General features: G+C 72.0%; 18 protein-coding genes. 6 read left to right on the forward strand and 12 right to left on the reverse strand.

Features of this window, described 5'->3' with window-relative positions:
• The first annotated feature begins 49 nt into the window (after positions 1-49).
• On the forward strand, positions 50-1,435 hold the full coding sequence (locus ACIQFZ_RS15150) for an 8-oxoguanine deaminase (protein ID WP_402691387.1): 1,386 nt from the start codon (positions 50-52) through the stop codon (positions 1,433-1,435).
• Positions 1,436-1,755: 320 nt separating this feature from the next.
• The gene (locus ACIQFZ_RS15155) at positions 1,756-3,087 is read left to right on the forward strand and encodes a nucleobase:cation symporter-2 family protein (protein ID WP_376651109.1); all 1,332 of its coding nucleotides are present in this window, start codon (positions 1,756-1,758) and stop codon (positions 3,085-3,087) included.
• Positions 3,088-3,225: 138 nt separating this feature from the next.
• Here the strand turns inward: ACIQFZ_RS15155 and ACIQFZ_RS15160 are convergent, their stop codons facing one another.
• The 3 genes from ACIQFZ_RS15160 to ACIQFZ_RS15170 all read right to left on the reverse strand — a co-directional run bounded on the left by ACIQFZ_RS15160 (position 3,226) and on the right by ACIQFZ_RS15170 (position 5,031).
• Entirely contained in the window at positions 3,226-3,648 is a 423-nt protein-coding gene (locus ACIQFZ_RS15160) for an acyl-CoA thioesterase (RefSeq protein WP_365425981.1), read from the reverse strand.
• Positions 3,649-3,698: 50 nt separating this feature from the next.
• Positions 3,699-4,340, reverse strand: coding sequence for a hypothetical protein (locus ACIQFZ_RS15165; RefSeq protein WP_402691388.1), 642 nt, complete (start codon positions 4,338-4,340; stop codon positions 3,699-3,701).
• An 85-nt stretch (positions 4,341-4,425) separates the two neighbouring features.
• Positions 4,426-5,031: a histidine phosphatase family protein gene (locus tag ACIQFZ_RS15170; RefSeq protein WP_402691389.1), complete on the reverse strand. Its 606-nt coding sequence runs from the start codon at positions 5,029-5,031 to the stop codon at positions 4,426-4,428.
• A 136-nt stretch (positions 5,032-5,167) separates the two neighbouring features.
• Between ACIQFZ_RS15170 and ACIQFZ_RS15175 the strand changes: the two genes are divergently transcribed.
• Positions 5,168-5,413, forward strand: a complete 246-nt coding sequence (locus ACIQFZ_RS15175; RefSeq protein WP_365425986.1) for a hypothetical protein — start codon at positions 5,168-5,170, stop codon at positions 5,411-5,413.
• Here the strand turns inward: ACIQFZ_RS15175 and ACIQFZ_RS15180 are convergent.
• From ACIQFZ_RS15180 to ACIQFZ_RS15200, 5 genes are all read right to left on the reverse strand, one after another.
• Complete coding sequence (locus ACIQFZ_RS15180; RefSeq protein ID WP_402691390.1) at positions 5,410-5,706, reverse strand: hypothetical protein; 297 nt, start codon at positions 5,704-5,706, stop codon at positions 5,410-5,412. The two genes, ACIQFZ_RS15175 and ACIQFZ_RS15180, sit on opposite strands and share 4 nt — an antisense overlap.
• Complete coding sequence (locus ACIQFZ_RS15185) at positions 5,703-6,293, reverse strand: hypothetical protein (protein WP_402691391.1); 591 nt, start codon at positions 6,291-6,293, stop codon at positions 5,703-5,705. Before ACIQFZ_RS15185 ends, ACIQFZ_RS15180 begins: the two co-directional genes overlap by 4 nt.
• A 20-nt stretch (positions 6,294-6,313) precedes the next feature.
• On the reverse strand, positions 6,314-7,465 hold the full coding sequence (locus ACIQFZ_RS15190) for an ARPP-2 domain-containing protein (protein ID WP_402691392.1): 1,152 nt from the start codon (positions 7,463-7,465) through the stop codon (positions 6,314-6,316).
• Positions 7,462-8,916 (reverse strand): hypothetical protein, encoded by a 1,455-nt coding sequence (locus tag ACIQFZ_RS15195; protein WP_402691393.1) that lies wholly within the window; start codon positions 8,914-8,916, stop codon positions 7,462-7,464. Before ACIQFZ_RS15195 ends, ACIQFZ_RS15190 begins: the two co-directional genes overlap by 4 nt.
• A 341-nt stretch (positions 8,917-9,257) precedes the next feature.
• Positions 9,258-10,466, reverse strand: coding sequence for a pyridoxal phosphate-dependent aminotransferase (locus ACIQFZ_RS15200; RefSeq protein WP_402691394.1), 1,209 nt, complete (start codon positions 10,464-10,466; stop codon positions 9,258-9,260).
• An 87-nt stretch (positions 10,467-10,553) separates the two neighbouring features.
• On the opposite strand from ACIQFZ_RS15200, the gene ACIQFZ_RS15205 reads away from it, so the two are divergent.
• The gene (locus ACIQFZ_RS15205; protein ID WP_383059691.1) at positions 10,554-11,192 is read left to right on the forward strand and encodes a winged helix-turn-helix transcriptional regulator; all 639 of its coding nucleotides are present in this window, start codon (positions 10,554-10,556) and stop codon (positions 11,190-11,192) included.
• Positions 11,193-11,252: 60 nt separating this feature from the next.
• Here the strand turns inward: ACIQFZ_RS15205 and ACIQFZ_RS15210 are convergent, their stop codons facing one another.
• Genes ACIQFZ_RS15210 through ACIQFZ_RS15220 form a run of 3 tightly spaced genes read right to left on the reverse strand, consistent with a single transcriptional unit; the run spans position 11,253 to position 14,881 of the window.
• A complete protein-coding gene (locus ACIQFZ_RS15210; RefSeq protein ID WP_402691395.1) occupies positions 11,253-12,074 on the reverse strand; it encodes a hypothetical protein in 822 nt (273 codons plus the stop codon).
• On the reverse strand, positions 12,074-13,339 hold the full coding sequence (locus ACIQFZ_RS15215) for a VWA domain-containing protein (RefSeq protein ID WP_365778062.1): 1,266 nt from the start codon (positions 13,337-13,339) through the stop codon (positions 12,074-12,076). Before ACIQFZ_RS15215 ends, ACIQFZ_RS15210 begins: the two co-directional genes overlap by 1 nt.
• A gap of 9 nt (positions 13,340-13,348) precedes the next feature.
• Positions 13,349-14,881 (reverse strand): IucA/IucC family protein, encoded by a 1,533-nt coding sequence (locus tag ACIQFZ_RS15220; protein WP_365778064.1) that lies wholly within the window; start codon positions 14,879-14,881, stop codon positions 13,349-13,351.
• 111 nt (positions 14,882-14,992) lie between these two features.
• On the opposite strand from ACIQFZ_RS15220, the gene ACIQFZ_RS15225 reads away from it, so the two are divergent.
• Positions 14,993-16,498 carry an IucA/IucC family protein gene (locus tag ACIQFZ_RS15225; protein ID WP_402691396.1) on the forward strand — a complete coding sequence of 502 codons (1,506 nt, stop codon included), beginning with the start codon at positions 14,993-14,995 and terminating at the stop codon, positions 16,496-16,498.
• Positions 16,499-17,193: 695 nt separating this feature from the next.
• Positions 17,194-19,677: a lamin tail domain-containing protein gene (locus ACIQFZ_RS15230; protein ID WP_383059695.1), complete on the forward strand. Its 2,484-nt coding sequence runs from the start codon at positions 17,194-17,196 to the stop codon at positions 19,675-19,677.
• Positions 19,678-19,827: 150 nt separating this feature from the next.
• On the opposite strand, the gene ACIQFZ_RS15235 is transcribed toward ACIQFZ_RS15230, so the two are convergent.
• On the reverse strand, positions 19,828-21,168 hold the full coding sequence (locus tag ACIQFZ_RS15235) for an amidohydrolase (protein ID WP_402691397.1): 1,341 nt from the start codon (positions 21,166-21,168) through the stop codon (positions 19,828-19,830).
• Positions 21,169-21,175: the final 7 nt, after the last annotated feature.

Raw genomic sequence — 21,175 nt, forward strand, 5'->3', positions numbered from 1 at the left:
CCGTGGACGCCCCACGTCCACGGGCCGCCACCAACGACAAGGAAGCGCAATGGCACCATCGGCAGCCCAGCGCATCGTCATCGAGAACTGCGCGATCGCGACCGTGGACGCGGACGACACCGAGTACGCCTCCGGACACCTCGTCCTCGCCGGCAACCGGATCGAGTCGGTCGGCGCGGGCAAGGCCCCCGAGGGGCTGAAGGACGTCGTGCGCCGGATCGACGCGAGCGGCCATCTGGCCACGCCCGGTCTGGTCAACACCCACCACCACTTCTACCAGTGGATCACCCGGGGCCTGGCCACCGACCACAACCTCTTCGACTGGCTCGTCGCGCTCTACCCGACATGGGCGCGCATCGACGAGGAGATGGTGTACGCGGCCGCCCAGGGGTCGCTGGCGATGATGGCCCGCGGCGGCGTCACCACCGCCATGGACCACCACTACGTCTTCCCGCACGGCTCCGGAGACCTGTCCGGCGCGATCATCCGGGCGGCCCGCGAGATGGGTGTGCGGTTCACCCTGGCCCGCGGGTCGATGGACCGCGGCGAGAAGGACGGCGGACTGCCGCCGGACTTCGCCGTGGAGACGCTCCAGGGCGCGCTCGACGCCACCGAGGAGACCGTCCGGCGGCACCACGACGCCTCCTTCGACGCCATGACGCAGGTCGCCGTCGCCCCCTGCTCCCCGTTCTCCGTCTCCACCGAACTGCTCCAGCAGGCCGCGCAGTTGGCCCGCCGGCTCGGCGTACGGCTGCACACCCACGGCTCGGAGACGGTCGAGGAGGAGAAGTTCTGCCACGAGCTGTTCGGCATGGGCCCCACCGACTACTTCGAGTCCACGGGCTGGCTGGGCGAGGACGTGTGGATGGCGCACTGCGTCCACATGAACGACTCCGACATCGCCGCCTTCGCCCGCACGAAGACCGGTGTGGCGCACTGCCCCTCCTCCAACGCCCGCCTCGCGGCCGGAATCGCCCGGGTCCCCGACATGCTGGCGGCCGGCGTCCCGGTCGGCCTCGGTGTCGACGGGACCGCCTCCAACGAGTCCGGCGAACTCCACACCGAACTGCGCAACGCCCTGCTGATCAACCGCCTCGGCGCACACCGCGAGGCGGCCCTGAACGCCCGCCAGGCGCTGCGCCTGGGCACCTACGGCGGCGCCCGGGTGCTCGGCCGGGCCGGCCAGATCGGCTCGCTGGAGCCGGGCAAGCTGGCCGACCTGGTGCTGTGGAGGATGGACACGCTGGCCCACGCCTCGATCGCCGACCCGGTGACCGCCCTGGTCCTCGGCGCGGCGGCACCGGTCACCGCCTCCTTCGTGGACGGGCGGCAGATCGTCGAGGACGGCCGGTTGCTGACCGCCGACGAGGACGCGATCGCCCGCGCCACGCGGGCCGAAGCACGGCGGCTGGCGCGGATCACCGCGCAGAGCTGACCAACTGAGGAACTCCGGACGGGAGGGACGGCTCCCGACCGGTAGCCGCGGACCCGAGCGGGGTCCGCGGCGGGCCGGCTCCGGGGCGCGCTTGGACACGCGCCCCGGAACGGTCTCCGTTCGCCCCGCGGGCCCCACCGAGGGCCCGTCCCCGGTCCCGCACGACCACACGCACCACCTCCTTGACACCCACGTCGAAGACGACGTGTTATCCGACCGGAGGAGCCGCCGTGACCGCTCACCCCACGTCCCCTGACGAGGCACGACAGCCAGCCGAGTCCACCATCCATCCCGTGGACGAGAAGCTGCCCATCCTGAAGATGGCGACCAGCGGCCTGCAGCATGTGGCCGCCATGTACGCGGGTGTGGTCGCCCCGCCCCTGATCGTCGGCGCGGCCGTCGGCCTGTCCGGCACCGAACTGACCTTCCTCACCGGGGCCTGCCTGTTCACGGCCGGTCTCGCCACCTTCCTGCAGACCCTCGGCATCTGGAAGATCGGCGCCCGGCTCCCCTTCGTCAACGGCGTCACCTTCGCCGGTGTCGCTCCCATGACGGCGATCGTCGCCTCCACCAAGGACAAGTCCGACGCCCTGCCGATCATCTTCGGCGCGGTGATCGTGGCGGGCGTCCTCGGCTTCCTGGCCGCGCCGATCTTCTGCAAGGCGATCCGCTTCTTCCCGCCGGTGGTCACCGGCACCGTGATCACCCTGATCGGCGTCTCCCTGCTGCCCGTCTCCTTCGGCTGGGCCCAGGGCCCCAATCCGGCCGCGCACGACTACGGTTCGGCGACGAACCTCACCCTGGCCGGCATCACCCTGGTCATCGTCCTGCTGCTGCGCCGCTTCACCCGCGGCTTCGTCAAGCAGATCGCGGTCCTGCTCGGGCTGATCGCCGGCACGGTCATAGCCATCCCGTTCGGGGTCACGGACTTCGGCCCGGTGGCGGAAGCCCAGGTGGTCGGCTTCCCGACCCCGTTCCACTTCGGCGCGCCGCAGTTCCAGGTCGCTGCGATCCTGTCGATGTGCGTGGTGATGGTGGTCTCGATGACCGAGTCCACCGCGGACATGCTGGCCCTCGGTGAGATCGTCGACCGTCCGGCGAACGAGAAGACGATCGCCGCCGGCCTGCGCGCCGACACCCTCGGCTCCGCCGTCAGCCCCCTGTTCAACGGCTTCATGTGCAGTGCTTTCGCGCAGAACATCGGCCTGGTGGCCATGACCCGGATCCGCAGCCGCTTCGTGGTGGCCTTCGGCGGCGGCTTCCTGGTCCTGATGGGCCTGTGCCCGGTGGCCGCCTCGCTCATCGCCGTCGTACCGCGCCCGGTCCTCGGCGGCGCGGGCGTGGTCCTGTTCGGCTCGGTGGCCGCCAGCGGCATCCAGACCCTGGCCCGGGCCGGCCTCGACAAGGACAACAACGTCCTGATCGTCGCCGTCTCGATCGCCGTCGGCATCATCCCGATCACGGCGCCGAACTTCTACCACGCCTTCCCGGAGACGGCCCGGATCGTCCTCGACTCCGGCATCTCCACCGGTTGCGTCGCGGCCGTCCTGCTCAACTTCGTCTTCAACCACCTGGGCAGGCCCGGGTCGGTGGATGCCCAGGACGTCACCCATCCGATGGAGGCGGGGGAGGAGATCGCGGTGGCGCGCTGATCCTCAGGACGGTTACGGCCGCCGCCGGGCCCTTGGCAGGGGTCCGGCCGCCGCGCGGATCCTCGGCAGGGGTCCGGCCGCCGCGCCGATCTTCGGGAGGGGTACGGCCGCCGTGCCGTGCCCCTCCCGCCGTGCGTCTCACAGCCCGAACAGGGCGGGCTCCGTCGCCAGTTGCTTGAAGCGGTCGTGCGGGGCGGGCACCAGTCTCCTCGCCTTGAGGTCCAGGAGGCCGCCGACCGCGTCGATCTCGGCCGCCACCGTGCCGTCGGCCTTCCGGATCGTCTGGAGGATCCGGAAGGTCTTGCCCCCGCCCCACTCGAAGGCGCAGGTCACGTCGACCTCGTCGCCGGCCAGCAGCTCCCGCAGGTAGCGGATCGTCGTCTCCAGGACCACCGGCCCCACGCCGCCGGACACGAGGCCCGCCTGGCTGATCCCGGCCGCCTGGAGCAGCGACCAGCGGGCGTGCTCCGCGTAGTTGAGGTACACGGCCTGGTTGAGGTGCCCCTGCACATCGGCCTCGTAACCGCGGACGGTCACCCGGACGGAAAACGGCTCGCTCACTGCGTCCCCTTCTCGTACGCCGCTCGGACCCACCGATCCTGGCACGTCCGTCACACCCTGCGCGGCGACGCCAGCAGGTACCGGGCCCTGGTCCTGGGCTCGGTGTACTCCCCGGCCTGCCAGCCCGCCCGCTCCAGCGCGGCTGCGCACGCGCGCAGCGCCGCGCCGTCCGGCCCGTACACCGCGACTGCCTCCGGCTGCGGGGTCGCCCGTACCCGGTAGCCGTCCGCGTCCGGCCCTGCGGGCCGCTGCCCCGCCGCCTCCAGGGCGAGCGCGGCGGCCCGCACCAGATGCGTCCGCTCCCAGCCGCAGGGCCGTTCGACGGCACCGTCCGGATTGGTCATCCGGCGCAGCTCCAGCAGCCCCTGCCAGGCGCTGTGCACCTCGCGTACCCGCCCGGGACCGTCGTACGGGTCCTCCTCACCGCCGACGCGGGCGGAGAACACGCCGGTACCAGCGGGCGTCTCCCCGACGGCGGGTGCCCTTTCCGCCGCCGCTGTCTCCTCCTCCGCCTCCCGTATCCGATGCCCGGCCGGGGTGAGGAAGTGATCGTGCGGCGGCCGCGGATGCCGGAAGGCGAGCCCCCGCTTCACCAGCGCCGCGAGCTGCGCCTCCGTACCCCTGAGCCGGCCGGTCACGGCGTCGGCGGCGTCGATGACGCGGCGCTGCGCGGCGGTAGGCGGTCGTGTCACGGCGCGGCCTCCCTGAATCCTCGAACAGCCGTCGAACGGCCCATTCGAAGACTACGACCCGGGTCCGACAACGAGCCGCGGCCGCTTACGCGGACGGGGCCGCCCGGATGTTCCAGCCCGCGATCACCGGCCGCTCGTGCTCGGTGCCCAGCCGGCACACCGCGCCCGTGGCCAGTTGGAACAGCGCGCCCGCCGACGGCGGCAGCCCGAGGCGCCGGGCGGTGAGCACCCGCAGGAAGTGCCCGTGGGCCACCAGCACGACGGCCCCCTCCGTGTTGGCGAGCGCGGCGTCCACCTTGCCCAGCATCCGGTCGGCCCGCTCCCCGACCTGCTCCACGCTCTCCCCGGGATGCTCCGGCGGCCCCGGGGCGACCCCGTCCGTGAACAGGAACCAGCCGGGCCGCGTCCGCTGGATCTCGACGGTCGTGACGCCCTCGTAGCCGCCGTAGTCCCACTCCCGCAGATCCGCGTCGACCCGCGCGTCGTGGACGCCGATCAGCTCGGCCGTCTCCCGCGCCCGCTGCGACGGGCTGACGAACGCGGCCCCGATCCGGTGCGAGCGGATCAACGGGACCAGCCGCCGCGCCTCCTCCCGCCCGTGCTCGGTGAGCGGCAGGTCCGTCCATCCGGTGTGCCGCCCGGACCGCGACCACTCGGTCTCCCCGTGCCGTACGAGAAAGAGATCACCCATGCGTCACAGGCTACGAGCCCGCGCCCCCGCTCCGGCGGACTCACGCCCACGGCGGGGCATCGCGGCCCGGGCACTTTCGGAGCACGGATCGGCAACGCGGCGTCCCGACCGCGCCACCAGCGGGGAACGTATCGGCATGCTGGCGTGCGGATGCCTGGACCCGATCGGAATACTGGCCCACCTGGTCGGCTACACCCTGCTGAGCCTGGCCACGCTCGTCCTCGCCCTGATCTGCCTGATCGGCCTGCTGCTCGGCGCGATCGTCGTCCTCGGCCACCTGACCCGCCGCGAACAGGACGACGACACGGAACGGGACGAGGAACCCCTCACTTTCGCGTCGTTCCCCTGGGAAACGCCTCCCGACCCGGACGACCCGCACTAGTCGAGCGGCACTTCCTCGACCACGCTCTCCTTGAACCGCCATGACCCCTTGTTCCCCCACGCTTCAGCCCGCAGCCCCGTCTCCCAGGCGATGCGGGCCGCCCGCTGCTGCGACAGGTCGGGGTAGTCCTCCGGGGGCACCTTGATGTAGCCACGACGGTCGACGGGATACGTACGCAGAGCCTCGCGCAGCTTCTCTTCCTGCTCCGCCTGCCGGGCGAGAGCCTCGTGGTCGGGGGTTGCCTTCTTCCATCGGTCCCGTCGCCTCGCGGCGTCCGAGCCCCGCCAGGTCATCCAGCCGCCGGCGCCGATCGCGGCGAGAGCGAACCCCCGGCAGCGAGCACGTTGCCCGTTGCGCCCGCCTGATCCGGTGTCTGAGGGCGGAGTTCGCCGGCGGGGTCCTCGATCACCGTCAGCACCGCGCCGACGTCGAAACGATCCTTGGCCGTTCTCAGGGCGGGGCCCAGGACCTTGGTGCCGTCCTGGTGCTTCAGTTCGTAGTTGTAGTCACGGGACTTGCTCACACCGGGCGGGTCGAGCCACTTCTTCACGACCGTGACCGTGACCGTTTCGCCTCGCTGCTCAAGAGTGAGGTCGTCGCGGGCGATGCCGGCGACGGTTACGGACAGCAGCGAGGTGACCACGATGAACAGCGCGGCGTACAGGCTCGATTCCTTGGCCCCCAGCTTCTCGATGAGCAGGGTGAGGACAACGCAGTGCACAATCCACAGAAGGACCTGGAGAACGGTGCCGACGTGGTTCGTCAGGAAGAACATCCCCGCGATCGCTGCGAGCACGTAGCAGCCGATGGTGACCGCCAGGGTGACGGGGTAGCGCGTGCGCCTTCTGCGGGCCTCGGCCTCCGTGGCGGCGGCGCTCATGTTCTCTACTCCGTTTCCGGTCAGGGGTTTTTGGTGCGGCTCTGTTTGCGGTAGTGGTCCAGGACGTCCTGGCGGAGGAGGTGGGCGAAGCCGGATGTCTCCAGGCGGAGGGCCAGTTGGGGCTCGGTCAGGCCGAGGGCGGTGGCGGTGGCGGGGAGGTGCCAGTCGTGAGCGGCGAGGTGCGTGAGGAGGTGGCCTCGGCGGACCTGGTTCTCCGAGAGGCGGAACGTCTTGAGGTAGACGGTCCGGCCCTGTTCGTCGGTGATCGCCTCGCCGATGTGGTTGTCCTGCTTGGGGCGGAACGGCGGCAGGAAGCGGGAGAGCGTGAAGCGGCCCATGCGCCGGACCGGTTGCCAGGTGCTCGGCTGGTCCAGCAGTCCGGCCGCCACCGTGGTGTCGTGGAAGTCGGCCCACTGTGCCGTCTGTTGCGCCGCGGCCTCCCGCAGGTCGTCGAGCGTGCCGATCCGGGTGTCGGGGATGCGGGCGTTGAAGTCCGTGACGGGAGGCATCAGGGTGGCGTAGTGGTACACGAGGTCGCCGTAGAGGTCCTGGAGCAGGGTCGGGTGCAGGGTGCGGTAGTCCTCCGGGTGCGGCACCACGAACGCCGCGGCCGGCGCGTCGGCCAGATGGATCAGTACGCCGCACTGGCCCGGGTGGATCTCGAAGACCCGCAGGGCGTCGGCCAGTCCGGGTACTTCCGTGCCCAGGTAGGCGGCCTCGACACGCGGGGAGAGTCCCTGACGCACGGCTCGGTGCGACCACTGCTCCCAGGCGATGGCGGGCCCGCCGAAGTGGAGCGCGAGATAGCCCTCCAGCGCGAGGTGGAGCGGCAGGAAACGCAGCCGGTGCCGGGCCTCCCGGCGTGCCATCCGGCGGTGGAAGTGCAGTCGTGCGCCCGCGACTTCCCACTCGGGCCGCCCGTCGGTCAGCTGTGTTCCGTAGGCCGCGGCGGGCGAGCCGTCCCCGGTCCAGTCGGCGATGAAACTGTGCGGGATGTAGGAGCAGTAGTTCCGCCCCCGGCCCAGGTCGACCACGCCCGCACCGTCGTGGATCCGCGGGTGCAGGCGCAGGTCGTGGATCGCCTCGGCCCGCACGAGCGGGACCAGCCGTACGGCGCCCCACACCTGCGAGGGACGGGTCTCCAGCCCGTCGAGCAGTCCGTGTGGTGTCATCGGGGGTTCCTCTCCGCCCGCCGGTCCGCGGCGGCGGTGAGCCGCGCCGCGCGGGCGTCCAGGTAGGCCGTCAGATCGGCCAGGCCGGTCCGGCCCTCGGCGAACTGCGCGATCTCGACGAGCGCGGGCAGGTCCTCCGCGTCGCGGATGCCCGCCGTCGGCACCCGCGCGGACAGCCGGCGCACGTCGAAGTCCTCTGCGTCGTACACGGGGTTGAGGTGGACCACGCCGGTGCGGCGGGCCGGGTCGAGGCGGGTGCGCCAGATGCGGAGCACCTCGCCGGCCAGTCCGGGAGGAGAGTTGTCCCAGCCGTCGGAGACGATCACCAGGCGTTCCGGTGCCGACTCCAGCGCGTCCAGGATCCGCTCACCCAGCGGGGTCGGGCCGACGGGGTGGGCCAGGAGCGCGTCGCCGCGGCCGGAGGTCCACAGCCCGGTGTAGTGGCCGGCGAGCGCTTCGAGCAGGTAGTGGCAGGCCAGGGCGACCGCCAGCGGCCGGCGCCGCTTCACGCCCGAACCCGAGGAGGAGAAGCTGTCGTCCAGGACTGCGGCCACCCGGCCCCACGTTCCCCGGTGCCGGCCCGCCGTCCGCCGGGCGGCCGTGCGCAGCGCGCCGGTCAGCTCCTCGCGCCGGGCGACCCGCTCCGGGGCGGGAAGGGAGAGCACGTACCCGGCGAGCCGGGTGAGCGGCATCCGGGGCAGGTCGGCCGCCATCGCCCGCGCCGCCGCGGGACCGTGCTGCCGTGCCGCCTCCTGGAGCCGCAGTGTCTCCAGGCGGGTCAGCCGAGGGGCGATGCGCTCCAGGAACACGCCGCGCGGTATGCCGTGCCTGGCCGCGAAGCCCTCCGCGACGGTGTACGGGAGCTCGTAGAGCGCCGCCTGCTCGTAGTGCGCCCGCCGCCAGGCCTCCAGGAGGGGTGTGTCGTAGCGGGCACGGCTGTGCGGCGCGAAGAGGAAGACGCCGAGTTCGTCGTCCAGCGCCAGATGCGCGTGGCGCAGCGCCCGCTTGAGGCCGTTGCGGTACTTGACGGCGTCGAGGGCCGGATCGGGCCGGCCGGCCAGCCAGTCGCGCAGCAGGGCGCGGGTGCGGCGGTTGTTCACCCCGGAGCGGCGCAGTGCGCCGAAGAGCCCGTAGACGCGCTGCGGCGGCAGCAGCGCCAGCCGTCCGGCGATCAGCCGACCCTCGCTGCGACGCTGGTCCGCGGTGGCCTCGCCGGCGGTCTCCAGCAGCCGGCGGATCATCAGCGCCGCGTTGTGGTCGTTGATGTCGAGGGCGAGCACGCCCGCGTAGAGGTCGCGGTAGTTGCCCAGTGTGTAGGCGTGCAGGAAGTCGAGGGAGAGCCGCTGGGCCGCCGCGTCGGAGCGGAACTCGCGCTGGCCGGTCGCGGTGATCGCGGCGTTGACGAAGAGCAGTACGTCCTCGGCCGCGATCGGATCCCCGGACGACTCCATGCCCCCGTCCATGCACCCACCCGTTCATTCGCGGCCCCCTGCCGGAGCCGGCGGCCGGCACTCCCTTGCCGGGGCCGGCCGGGGAATGGGGGCACGAGCTGCGAATCATTGCTTCATAGGCAGGTTCCGGAAGTCGCACCGAAGTCCCGCGGCCGGCCCCCGGACCGTAACACAGCCCAGGTCGCGGGCTCGAAGGGGTTTCCCCTGGCCGGAAGGGGCCCGGACCGACTCCGGGCCCGGACCGACCCCGGGCCGGACCGACCCCGGGCCGGACCCATCGCGGGCCCGGATCGACCTCGGACCCGGACCGGCTGCGGGCCCAAGCCGCGCGGCGCCCGGGCCTACTGCCGGTACCCGCCGAGGAACCGGCCGATCCTGCTGATGGCCGTGTCCAGGACGTCCGCGTGGGGGAGTGTGAGGATGCGGAAGTGGTCGGGGGCCGGCCAGTTGAAGCCGGTGCCCTGGACCACCTGGATCTTCTCCCGCAGGAGGAGGTCCAGGACGAACTTCTCGTCGTCGTGGATCCGGTGGACCTTGGGATCCAGGCGGGCGAACGCGTACAGCGCGCCCCCGGGCTTCACGCACGTCACGCCCGGGATCTCGTTGAGCTTCTGCCAGGCCACGTTCCGCTGTTCGTGCAGTCGGCCACCCGGTGCGGTCAGTTCGCGGATGGACTGGCGGCCGCCGAGGGCGGCCTGGATCGCGTACTGGGCTGGGGCGTTGGCGCACAGGCGCATGGAGGCCAGCATGGTCAGGCCCTCCAGATAGTCCTTCGCGTGCTGCTTGGGGCCGGTGACCACCAGCCAGCCGGAGCGGAAGCCGGCCACGCGGTAGGTCTTGGACAGGCCGCAGAAGGTGAGGACGACCAGGTCGGGGGCGAGCGCGGCGGTGGAGTGGTGGACGGCGTCGTCGTAGAGGATCTGGTCGTAGATCTCGTCGGCGAAGACCATCAGGCCGTGGCGGCGGGCGAGGTCGCAGATGCCCTCCAGGACCTCCTTGGGGTAGACCGCACCGGTGGGGTTGTTGGGGTTGATGACGACCACGGCCTTCGTGCGGTCGGTGATCTTCGAGGCCATGTCGTCCAGGTCCGGGTACCAGTCGGCCTGCTCGTCGCACAGGTAGTGGACCGCCTTGCCGCCGGCCAGCGTCGTCACGGCCGTCCAGAGCGGGAAGTCCGGTGCGGGCACGAGGATTTCGTCGCCGTCCTCGATCAGAGCCTGCACGGCCATCGAGACCAGTTCCGAGACGCCGTTGCCCAGGAAGACGTCGTCGACGTCCACCTGCAGGCCGAGGGTCTGGTAGCGCTGGGCGACGGCCCTGCGGGCGGAGAGGACACCGCGCGAGTCGGTGTAGCCGTGCGCCCGCGGAAGCATCCGGATCATGTCCTGGAGGATCTCCTCCGGAGCCTCGAAGCCGAACAGCGCGGGGTTGCCGGTGTTCAGCCGCAGCACGCTGTGGCCGGCCTCCTCCAGCGCGTCGGCGTGCTCGATCACCGGGCCGCGGATCTCGTAACAGACCTCGCTCAGCTTGCTCGACTGCCGGAACTCCATGCGCCGCTTCCCCTCCGGTAGCTGCTCCTGCTTGGTTTTACCAAGCAGGAGCTTGGAAAGTCCAACAACCCGTCTACACTGCGTCGCATGTCACCTCGCCGTAGCTACGACCAGTTCTGCTCAGCCGCCCGCGCGCTCGATGCCGTCGGCGACCGCTGGACCCTGCTGATCGTCCGGGAGCTGCTGGCCGGTCCGCGCCGGTACACCGATCTGCACGCCGACCTGCCGGGCGTGAGCACGGACATGCTCGCCTCACGGCTGAAGGACATGGAACGGGACGGGCTGACGACCCGGCGCCGGCTGCCGCCGCCCGGAGCCGCCCACGTCTACGAACTCACCCCCCGGGGGCGTGAGTTGCTGAGGGTACTGCGGGCGCTCGGGGAGTGGGGGCAGACGGAGCTGGGGGAGCGGCGGCCCACCGACGCGCTGCGCGCGCACTGGTTCGCGCTGCCCCTGCTGCGCGCCCTGGAGGAGGCGGGGATCGGGGCGGGCGTCGTCGAAGTTTACCTGGAGGAAGGCAACTTCCATCTGCACGTGGGCGCCGCGGAGGGCCCGCTCTACGGGTACGGACCCGCGCCGGTGGAGCCGGACGCCCGGCTGGCTCTCGACTCCGTCACGTGTACGGCCGTCAGCCGCGGGGAGTTGGGCCTGGCGGACGCGGTGCGGGACGGGCGCGTCGAGGTGAGCGGGGACGGCGCGGCGGCCAAGGTGTTGCGCGAGACATGAGGGAAGGCCCGCTCCAAAGGAGGAGCGGGCCTTCCGAGGTGTTGTCGGGCGGAACTGCCGTCAGACGCCCGGCGGTATCCGCGACGGGCGTCCCGCGCCGCGCGTCAGCGCGTAGCCGCCGATGCCCGCGAGCGCGGCGAGCACGCCGCCGATCCCGGTCCACACCCACCGGTCGGACCACCAGTTGGAGGACCAGCCGCCGTCCGGCTCGATGCTGGACAGCACGGCCGACTTCTTCGAACCCTGGGCGTCCTGCGCATCGCTGCCGTCCTGCTCGGACTTGACCGCGATGCCCGGGGTCAGCGGCTGCGCGAGCGAGCCGTCCACCGCCGCGACGCCGCCGATGTCCTTGGAGTCGGCCCGCACCTCGACGCTCACCGGCAGACCCAGGTCGGAGGCGGGCAGACCGGCCACCGTGAGCCGGATGTAGTACGTGCCCGGCAGCGGGTCGTTGGCCCACGGCTCCGACCAGGCCCGCACCGTGCGCAGCACGCAGGCGAGTTCGACCGAGGCCGTGCCCTGGGCGGCGGTGCGGGTCTGGGCGCCGTACTGGCAGGACTGGCGGCGCCGCAGACCGTCGTAGACGTCGATCTGCCAGGTCTGCGAGGCGTGCGCCTCGGGCAGCTTCACCGTCGCCTTGACGGTGGGGCGCTGCCCCGCGTCCGCGGCGAACGACCAGTACATGTAGTCGCCCGTGGAGCCGCTGGCGGTGGCCTGCTGCCCCTGCTCGATCTCGGTGGCGCTACGGAACGAGGTGCCCGCCTGGCTGGGCGCCCCGCTGTCGCCGGACGGGTCCGCCGAGGGCGAAGAAGCGGCTGCCGCGGGGCCCGCGGCCAGCCCGAGCGCCAGCAGGGTGGCGCCCAATACACGGGTGATACGCATCAGTTCGTCCTCCAGATCGCGACTCGCCAACGCGACACCCAGCCCCACAGCAGGCCCGCGACGAAGCCGGTGAGCACCAGCGCGCCGAGCAGCCACCAGCCGCGGCCGAGACCGAAGGAGGCCACGTCGCTCGACTTGCCCGGACCGTCCACCACGTCGACGGTCAGCTCCAGCGGCAGGCCCGGCGTGGTCTTCACTCCGGAGGCCGCCGAGAAGGCGTTGGTGATCTGAAGGCACACGGTCTCGGCCGGGGCGCTCTCGTCGTCGCTCTTCGGCTTCGGGTAGCGCAGACCCGTGGAGATCACGTCCGTACGGCCGTTGCCCGCCGCCTCACCGCGCACGATCTCCCGGCCGCGCTCCGTCACGGCCCGCACCAGCAGGCCGTAGTCCGGGTCGACGGCCCGGTCCGCGGCGACGCTCACCGAGGCCCGCAGCTCCTGACCGGGATTGACGTCCACCCGGTACCAGCGCTGCTGCCCGAACTCCTCACGGTCGGTGTAGAGGCCGGACTTGAGCGTCGGCGCCTTCGCGCACTCGGTGGCGCCCTCCGTGGCCACCGGCGTCACCACCGGGTCTGCCGCCCGGTCGACCAACTGGCCGACACGGTCGCTGAGTTCCTCCTTGTGCTGCACGGAGGTGTAGGTGCCGCCGGTCGCCTCCGCGATGCAGATGAGCTGGTCGCGGGTCTTGGCGTCCGGCACCAGGCCGAGGGTGTCGATGGTCAGCCCGATGCCCTTGGCCGCGATCTCGCGGGCCACTTCGCACGGGTCCAGCGGCTGGCAGGTGTCCTCGCCGTCGGTGATCAGGACGATCCGGCGCATGCCGTTGCCGCCGGCGAGGTCCGTGGCCGCCTTCTGGAGCGCCGGTCCGATCGGGGTCCAGCCGGTCGGCACCAGCGTCGCCACCGCCGTCTTGGCCTCGGTGCGGTTCAGCGGACCGACCGGGTAGAGCTGAGCGGTGTCCTTGCAGCCCGTCTGCCGGTCGTTGCCCGGGTAGTTGGCACCAAGCGTGCGGATACCGAGCTGGACCTCCTCGGGGGTCGCGTCGAGCACCTCGTTGAACGCCTGCTTGGCCGCGGCCATCCGCGTCCCGCCGTCAATGTCCCGGGTCCGCATGGAACCGCTGACGTCCAGGACGAGTTCGACCTTCGGGGCATCCTGCCCCTCCATCTCGTCGGCTGTCGCACCGGCGGGAAAGGCCATCCCGGCCGTCAGGGCGGCGAGCAGAGCACAGACTCCTGCCGCCAGCCGTTGTCTTGTGATCATCGGCGGATCCTATTGACCGGACGTGCCGGGGATCAAAACGAGCGGGTTGGGCAGCCCGGTCCACAGGTCGCCGGGTGTGCCGGGAGACAGCCGCATCAGCGTCAACGCCTTTGCCGGAAGCGGCTGTTCGCGCAGAGCTTCTACATCCGGGGTGTGGGGCAGGTCTCGTACGGCCGGCTCCAGCGCCGTCCGCAGCGCTGTCGCCGATCCGGCCGTGCCCGCCAGCGCGCCCGCCACCAGCGAGCCGAACAGCTTGCGGCGCAGGGCGGTCGGGTCGTCGGTGAGGTTCCGGGCGGGCAACTCCGGTACGGCGATGCCGTGCCGGGTCAGCCGGGCCGGGCTGATCCGGATGTCGGCGAGGTCGCGGTAGACCAGCCGCAGCGGGTAGCCGGACCCGGACAGCACGACGAGCAGGTTCTGGCCGTGCGCCTCCAGTGCCACCCCCAACTCCAGCAGACGCAGTCCGACGGCCAGCGCCAGGCGTGTGAACTCGGCCGTCCAGACGGGCGAGTCGGGCAGGTCCGTGGTGGGCAGCGCCGCCACCGGCACCACGTGCTCCCCGGGGGCGGCGTACGTCCGCGGCGACTCGCGCCACAGGGCCGCCAGATCGGGGGAGCCCGCGGTGGCCGCGCCCAGGGTGCGCGTGATGTGCAGCAGGCCGTCCGTGCGGGCCGCCAGGTCCACGGCGAAGTCCGACAGGGCGGCGGAGGCGGCCACCGAGCCGACCGAGATGTCCCGGACCGAGGACGTCAGCCGGGCGCTGAGCGAGGTCTTGACATGGAGCCCGCCGGGCACGGCCAGAGTCCGCAGCGACATCAGCGGATGGGCCGCGAGGGCACGTTCCCCACGCGGCTGCTTGAGCACATGCGCCACCTGCCAGGGGTGCACGGGGATCAGCAGCCGCCCCCCGTCCCGCAGGTCCTCCGGCCACGCCCCGCGCACCAGGCACTCCCGCTCCGGCACCGGCTGCAGGCCCAGCTCGACCGACGGCCGGTGCTCGGGCCCGTACGCGAGCTGCTCGGCGACCGAGAAACCGGGTCGGGAACGGCAGTTGGGGTGGAAGGGGTGGCCGTCGACCACCCGCTGCTCCCACTGCCAGTCCGCCACCGGCCATTCCTCCGGATGTCCCTCGCCCCGAGGTGGCTGATCGGCCCGCGACAGCGCCAGCGAGGCGACGCTGTGCCCGAGTTCGGCGGCGAGCGAGTCGCCGTGCGGCACGGCGAGGTCCCTCATCAGCCGCGCCGGATCCTCGTGGGCCGTCCCGCCCAGACGTACGGACGTGACGTACGCGGAGGTGGCGTACGGGTCGGACGGCGGTCCCTCCAGCCGGCGGCCGTCGCGCAGCCGCAGGACGAGCGCGTCCCGTGTGCGTTCCCGGCCGGTGACCCACGGCAGCGGCTCGTGGGCGAGTGCGCGCCACAGCCGGGTCAGTACGGCGGCCCGCGCGCCGTGCAGCCGCGCCGCGTACCGTGAGACCAGGTCGGGCCGCACGGCGGCCAGCTCCTCGGCGACCTCGGTGTCGGTGGCTGGGGGACGGTGCACGGTCGGACTCCTCCGATAGCGGGCGGGCGTCAGGTCGGCGCGTGCCGGGCAGACATACTGATCACCTTCGCACCGTGTGGACTTATGGACCGAACGGACCGAGTAAAACGCATGGAGCTCACGCCCCCCACCGACGAGATCGCGGAGCGCGCGGACGCGTACGCGGCCGCGCCCCTGCTGAACTGCCTGATCCGCGAGGTCGCGCGGCCGTATCCGGATCCGGGCGGACGGCGGACGTACCGGCTGCCGGGCGGGGACGGGCTGCTGCGGGTGCGCGACGGGCGGCGGCCCACCGCGCCGGAGGTGTACGCGGAGGGCGGCTGGCAGCGGATCGACCACCCGGAACTGGTCAAACTCGTGGCCGAGGAGCTGCGTCGGCACACCGGCGTGCCCAACGACGAACTGCCCGCCGAGATGATCGACAGCCGGGAGGCGGTGGCGGCGCTGCTCGCCGCCCGCCACCGCGCGCCGGCGCCCGAGGACCCGTACATCCGCTCCGAGCAGGCGCTCGTCACCGGCCACCCGTACCATCCGGCGCCCAAGGCGCGCGGTGGCGGCCCGGTCGCCTCCTGGCTGCCGTACGCGCCCGAGGCGCACGCCCGCTTCCCCCTGGTGCTGCTCGGGGTGCGCGAGGACGTGGTCGCCGAGGAGGGCGACACCTCGGAGCTCGACGCGCTGGGCCAGGCCCCGCCCGGCTACCGGCTGCTGCCCGCCCACCCCTGGCAGCTCGAACTGGTCGGCCGCGACCTCGCCGGGGCCTTCGCCGACGGGCGGTTGCTGCGGCTGGGCACGACGGCCCGAGCGGTGTGGCCCACGGCGGCGGTCCGCACCGTCCACGTCCCGGACGCGGACCTCTTCCTGAAGTTCAGTCTGGACGTGCGGATCACCAACGACGTACGGCGGCTGTGGCGGCACGACCTGCTGAAGCTGCGCCGCACGGACACGGCCGTCACAACCGCCTTCGCACGGCTGGGCGGTCCGGCGGCCTGGCTGTCCGACCGCGGTTACCGCACCGCCGCCTTCGCCTTCGAGGAACTGGCCGTCGTCGTCCGCGACGGGCTCGCCGGGCATCTGGTGCCCGGCGCGACCCCGCTGCTCGCCGCGGCCCTCGCCGAGGGCTTCGACGGCAACCCGCTGGACGGCCCGGCGGACCCGGCGCTGTGGTGGGAGGCGTACCTGCGTCAGGTGATACCCCCCGCCCTCGGGGCCTTCGCGCGGCACGGTGTCGTCCTGGAGGCCCATCTGCAGAACTCGCTGATCGCGGTGGACGCCGCCGGCCTGCCCGTGCAGGCACTCTTCCGGGACGCGGAAGGGGTCAAACTGCTGCCGGACGTCTCCCGGGCCGCCGGATGGGAGCGGCTGGTGTACTGCCTGGTCGTCAACCACCTCAGCGAGATCGCCGCCGCCCTCGCCGAGCGCCACCCGGGTCTCGACCCCTGGCCCGCTGCCCGCCGTGAACTCGCGCGCCACGACCTGCCCGAGGCCGCCACCCTGCTCACCTCGCCCACCGTGCCCGGCAAGACGAACCTGCTGCTGCGCTGGACGGGCGCGGACGGCGCGGCGGCCCGCTACCAGCCGCTGCCGAATCCGCTGGTGAGCGCCGGAATCCCAGGCTGATACCCGGCGGGTCCCTGCCCGCAGTCGTCGAGGCCGACGACCTGGGGACGACAAGCTTCCGCCGGTCCGCGGTTCGTCGCGAAGGCCGTCGCCGAACAGCGGCGATGAGTTTCCGAACTCCGCACCTGCCCCTGCCGCGACCAACTGCTTACCCATTGGTCTCGAGATGAGGAAACCCTCGTTGACCGCCGTTCACGTTCTGGCGCTGGGATGCGGGGTGGAGCCGCAGCGTCTGCTGGACATCTGGCCTGGTGTGCTGTGGCGTTCCACCGGCTGCGCCGACGATCCCGAAGCATCCCATTGAACGGAAGTCTGTGGTGTCTACACCCAGTTCGCGGTGTACTGCACCGTCGCGGACCTGGGTAGCCGCGCCGGCTTCACACTCGGCTGACCGCCTCCCGCCGTTCCTCTCTGAACGGGTGTCACCTCGCCACTCGGCCGACGCAAGGCGCAGCCTGCCGTCGCACCCATCGGATCGGCTCACCCCTGGTCATGTCGCCACCCGCACCGGGCGTCGGGCGAGCCAGGTGCCGGATAACAGTTTGCCAAGCGTTTAGCCCTCAGCCTTTTTCCGGACGTATCTATGCGCGTAGCTTGAGCGCGTGCCAGACCCCGGCCGTCGACAGCGGATCCGGGTCGGTCGGCGCTCCCCCACGCGCCCTCATGTTTCCCCGGCTCCCAAGGAGACCCTTCCTGTGTCGAACTCCAGCGCTGAAACGCCCCGCCGTGCAAGACACCGCGCGACTTCTCTGCGCAAGCGGCTGATCCCGCTGGCGATCACCGGTTCGGTGGTGCTGGCCGGAGTGGGCGTCCACTCCGCCTTCGCCACCCCGTCGGCCGACGCTGTCATATCCGAGGTCTACGGAGGCGGCGGCAACTCCGGCGCCACCCTCACCAACGACTTCATCGAGCTCGCCAACGCCGGCTCCGGCTCGCTGGACCTCTCCGGCTACACCGTCCAGTACCTGTCGGGCAACCCCGGCCCGACCACCAAGTGGCAGGCCACCCGTCTCACCGGCTCCCTTGCCGGCAACGGCCGTTACCTGATCCAGGAGGCCGCGGGCACCGGCGGCACCACCGCCCTGCCGACCCCGGACGCCACCGGCAACATCAACATGTCGGGCACCACCGGCACCGTCGCGCTGGTCCAGGGCACCGACCTGCTGACCTGCGTCACCAAGGCCGACTGCGCCGCCGACCCCCGCATCAAGGACCTGGTCGGCTTCGGCACCGCCGTCGTCCACGAGGGCTCCGGCCCGGCCGCCGGCGCGAGCAACACCGCCTCGGTCGCCCGCAAGACCCTGGTCGACACCGACGACAACGCGGCCGACTTCGCCGCGGGTGACCCCACTCCGGAGAACTCCGGTGGCGAGGCCGGCGGCCCCGGCGGTGGCGACCCCTCCCCGACGCCGACCCCGACGCCCCCCGCCGACGCGATCTCGGCGAAGATCCACGACATCCAGGGCACCACCCGGCGCTCCCCGCTCGCCACCAAGGACGTCAAGGACGTCACCGGCATCGTCACCGGTGTCCGCACCACCAGCACGTCCTCCACGTCCAAGGGCTTCTGGATGCAGGACCCCAACCCGGACAACGACCCCCGCACCAGCGAGGGCATCTTCGTCTACACCAGCTCCACCCCCACGGTGAAGGTCGGCGACAGCGTCACCGTCTCCGGTGTGGTCTCCGAGTACTACCCGGGCGGCTACGACGGCGGCATCCAGTCGATCACCGAGATCATCAAGCCGACGGTCACCGTGCTGTCCAGCGGCAACCCGCTGCCGGCCCCGGTCGTCCTCGACAAGAACAGCATCCCTGCCGCGTGGTCCCCCAAGGGTGACAGCAACGGCAGCATCGAGTACCTCGACCTCGAGCCGACCAAGTACGCCCTGGACTTCTACGAGTCCCTCGAGGGCATGAACGTCCAGGTCTCCGACGTCCGCGTCGTCGACGCCACGGACGCCTACCACGAGCTGTGGGTCACGGCCGACCCCACCCACAACAAGACCAAGCGCGGCGGCGTCTACTACCCGGGCTACGACGACCCGAACGTGGCGCGTCTCCAGGTCCAGGCGATCAACACCACGGACCCGTTCCCGATGGCCAACGTGGGCGACGAGCTCACCGGCGTCACCGAGGGTCCGCTGGACTACAGCCAGTTCGCCGGCACCTACATCCTCGAGGCCCGCAAGCTCGGCACCCACAAGGACAACGGCCTCAAGCCCGGGGTCGCCAGCCAGCCGAAGTCCAACGAGGTCACCATCGGCACGTACAACGTGCAGAACCTCGCGCCGAGCGACTCGCAGGCCAAGTTCGACCGGCTCGGCCACAACCTGGTCACCAACCTCCGCGCGCCCGCCATCGTCGGCGTCGAGGAGATCCAGGACAACAGCGGCGCCGTCGACGACGGCACCGTGGACCCCGACAAGACGCTGGCCAAGCTCACCGACGCCATCGTCGCCGCGGGCGGCCCGCGCTACGAGTACCGTCAGATCAACCCGGTGAACAACAAGGACGGCGGCCAGCCGGGTGGCAACATCCGCACCGTCTTCCTGTTCGACCCGAAGCGGGTCAGCTTCGTCGACCGGCCGGGTGGCGACTCCCTCACCGCCGTCGACGTCGCCGGCAAGGGCAAGGACGCCCACCTGACCGTCTCGCCCGGGCGGATCGACCCCACCAACGAGGCGTGGAACAGCAGCCGTAAGCCGCTGGTCGGCGAGTTCCTCTCGAAGACCGGCAAGAAGATCTTCGTGATCGCCAACCACTTCAACAGCAAGGGCGGCGACCAGAACATCGCCGGCCGCATCCAGGAGCCCGTCCGCAGCTCCGAGATCCAGCGGAACAAGCAGGCCACGCTGGAGAACGCCTTCGTCAAGAAGCTCGAGGCCGCCGACCCCAAGGCCCTCATCGTCTCGCTGGGCGACTTCAACGACTACCAGTTCTCCTCCGCGATGAAGACCCTGACCGGTGACGGCAAGCAGCTCACCGACATGATGAACACCCTGCCGGTGGACGAGCGCTACTCCTACGTCTTCCAGGGCAACTCGCAGGTGCTGGACCACATGATGGTCAACCCCAGCATGCTGAACAGCGTCACCTACGACGTGGTGCACATCAACTCCGAGTTCGCCGACCAGGTCAGCGACCACGACCCGCAGGTTCTGCGTGTGAAGCCGTAAGGCTGGTGCAGGCCCGCCCGCTCCCGCGCCCAGTGCAGCGGGGGCGGGCGGGCTTGTCTGTATATGTCCTGACGTACGAGCACTTGCAGCGCCGGACAGGTCCCAGGCGTGACTCCCACTGCCCGCGGCCCCTCTTCCGGCGCCGGTTTCTCACGTGGCCGCGAACCGGTCGAGTGCCGCGATCGTCAGCGCCGCGATCGCGGGACGCAGGGCGCTGCCGATGTGGGGGGCGAAGTACGGGGAGTGGTTCGGGGCCGGGGGTGGTGAGGCGTCGGGGCCGTTGGCCGTTGCCCGGCGCCATTCGTCCGCGCCCACCACGCCCAGCATCCAGTAGACCAGCGGGACTCCGTGCCGCCCGTGGACATCGGCTCCGGCGTCCCCGAACAGGGGGAAGTCCTCCGTGGCCATCGATCCCGGCCAGGGCAGGACCCGCCCGGGCCCCAGGAGTCCGGTGTGAGCGCGCCGTATCGAGTCGGTGGTGTGCGGGTCGCACCGCAGGGCCGCCGAGCGGGAGGTGACGGTCACCTCGGGTTCTCGGGGGGCGCCCGCGGCGGCGCTCTCGGCGAGGACGATGCGGCGCACCGCGGCCAGCGCCCGGTCGAGGGACGCCTCGCTCGACGCGCGGACCCCGACGCCGAGTTCGGCGCGGTCCGGTATGACGTTGGCGGCCGTTCCGGCCCGCAGCGTGCCCACGGTCAGGGTCACCTGGTCGGCCGGCGCGGTCTCGCGGGCGACGATGTTCTGGAGCCGGGTGACGACGGCGGCCGCGGCGACGACCGGATCCACCGCCAGATGCGGAGTGGCGGCATGACCGCCCTGTCCGTGCAGCACCACCTCGAGCACCGCGCCGGCCGCCGCCATCGGCGCCTGCCGCGCCGCGAGCGCGACCGTGCCGGAGGGCAGCGGCGCAGCATGCTGGGCGAGGACGACGCCGGGGCTGCCGAACCGTTCGTACAGTCCGTCGCGCAGCATGGCCTCGGCCCCGCTGAGCGTCTCCTCGGCCGGCTGTCCCACCACCACCAGGGTGCCCCGCCATCGGTCGGACAGGCGGGCGAGCAGGTCCGCGGCGCCGGCCGCGGCGGCCAGGTGCAGGTCGTGGCCGCACGCGTGCATGGCCTCGTTGCGGCTGGCGTACGGCAGCCCGGTCCGCTCGCGTATCGGGAGCGCGTCGAGTTCCGCCCGCAGCCAGACGCGGGGACCGTCCCCGTTGCGGAGCACGCCGACGACGCCGTGGCCGCCCACCCCCTGGGTGATCTCGCAGGTCGCCGCCGCGAGTCGGCGGCCGAAGCGGTCCGCGGTGCGGGCCTCCTGTCCGGACGGTTCCGGATGCGCGTGCAGGTCCAGATAGAGGGAGAGAGCGGGGCGCAGAACGTCCCCGGCGCGGGAGAGGAGGTCCCCCGCGCCCGGCGGCAGCGGGTCGTGATCGGTCGCGAGCGGGGCGTTGTGACCGGCCCGTGCCGGGACCGGGGCCTGGTGGGACGGCGGGTTCATGGGCGGA

This window comes from Streptomyces sp. NPDC093064 (assembly GCF_044754605.1).
Lineage (GTDB): Bacteria > Actinomycetota > Actinomycetes > Streptomycetales > Streptomycetaceae > Streptomyces.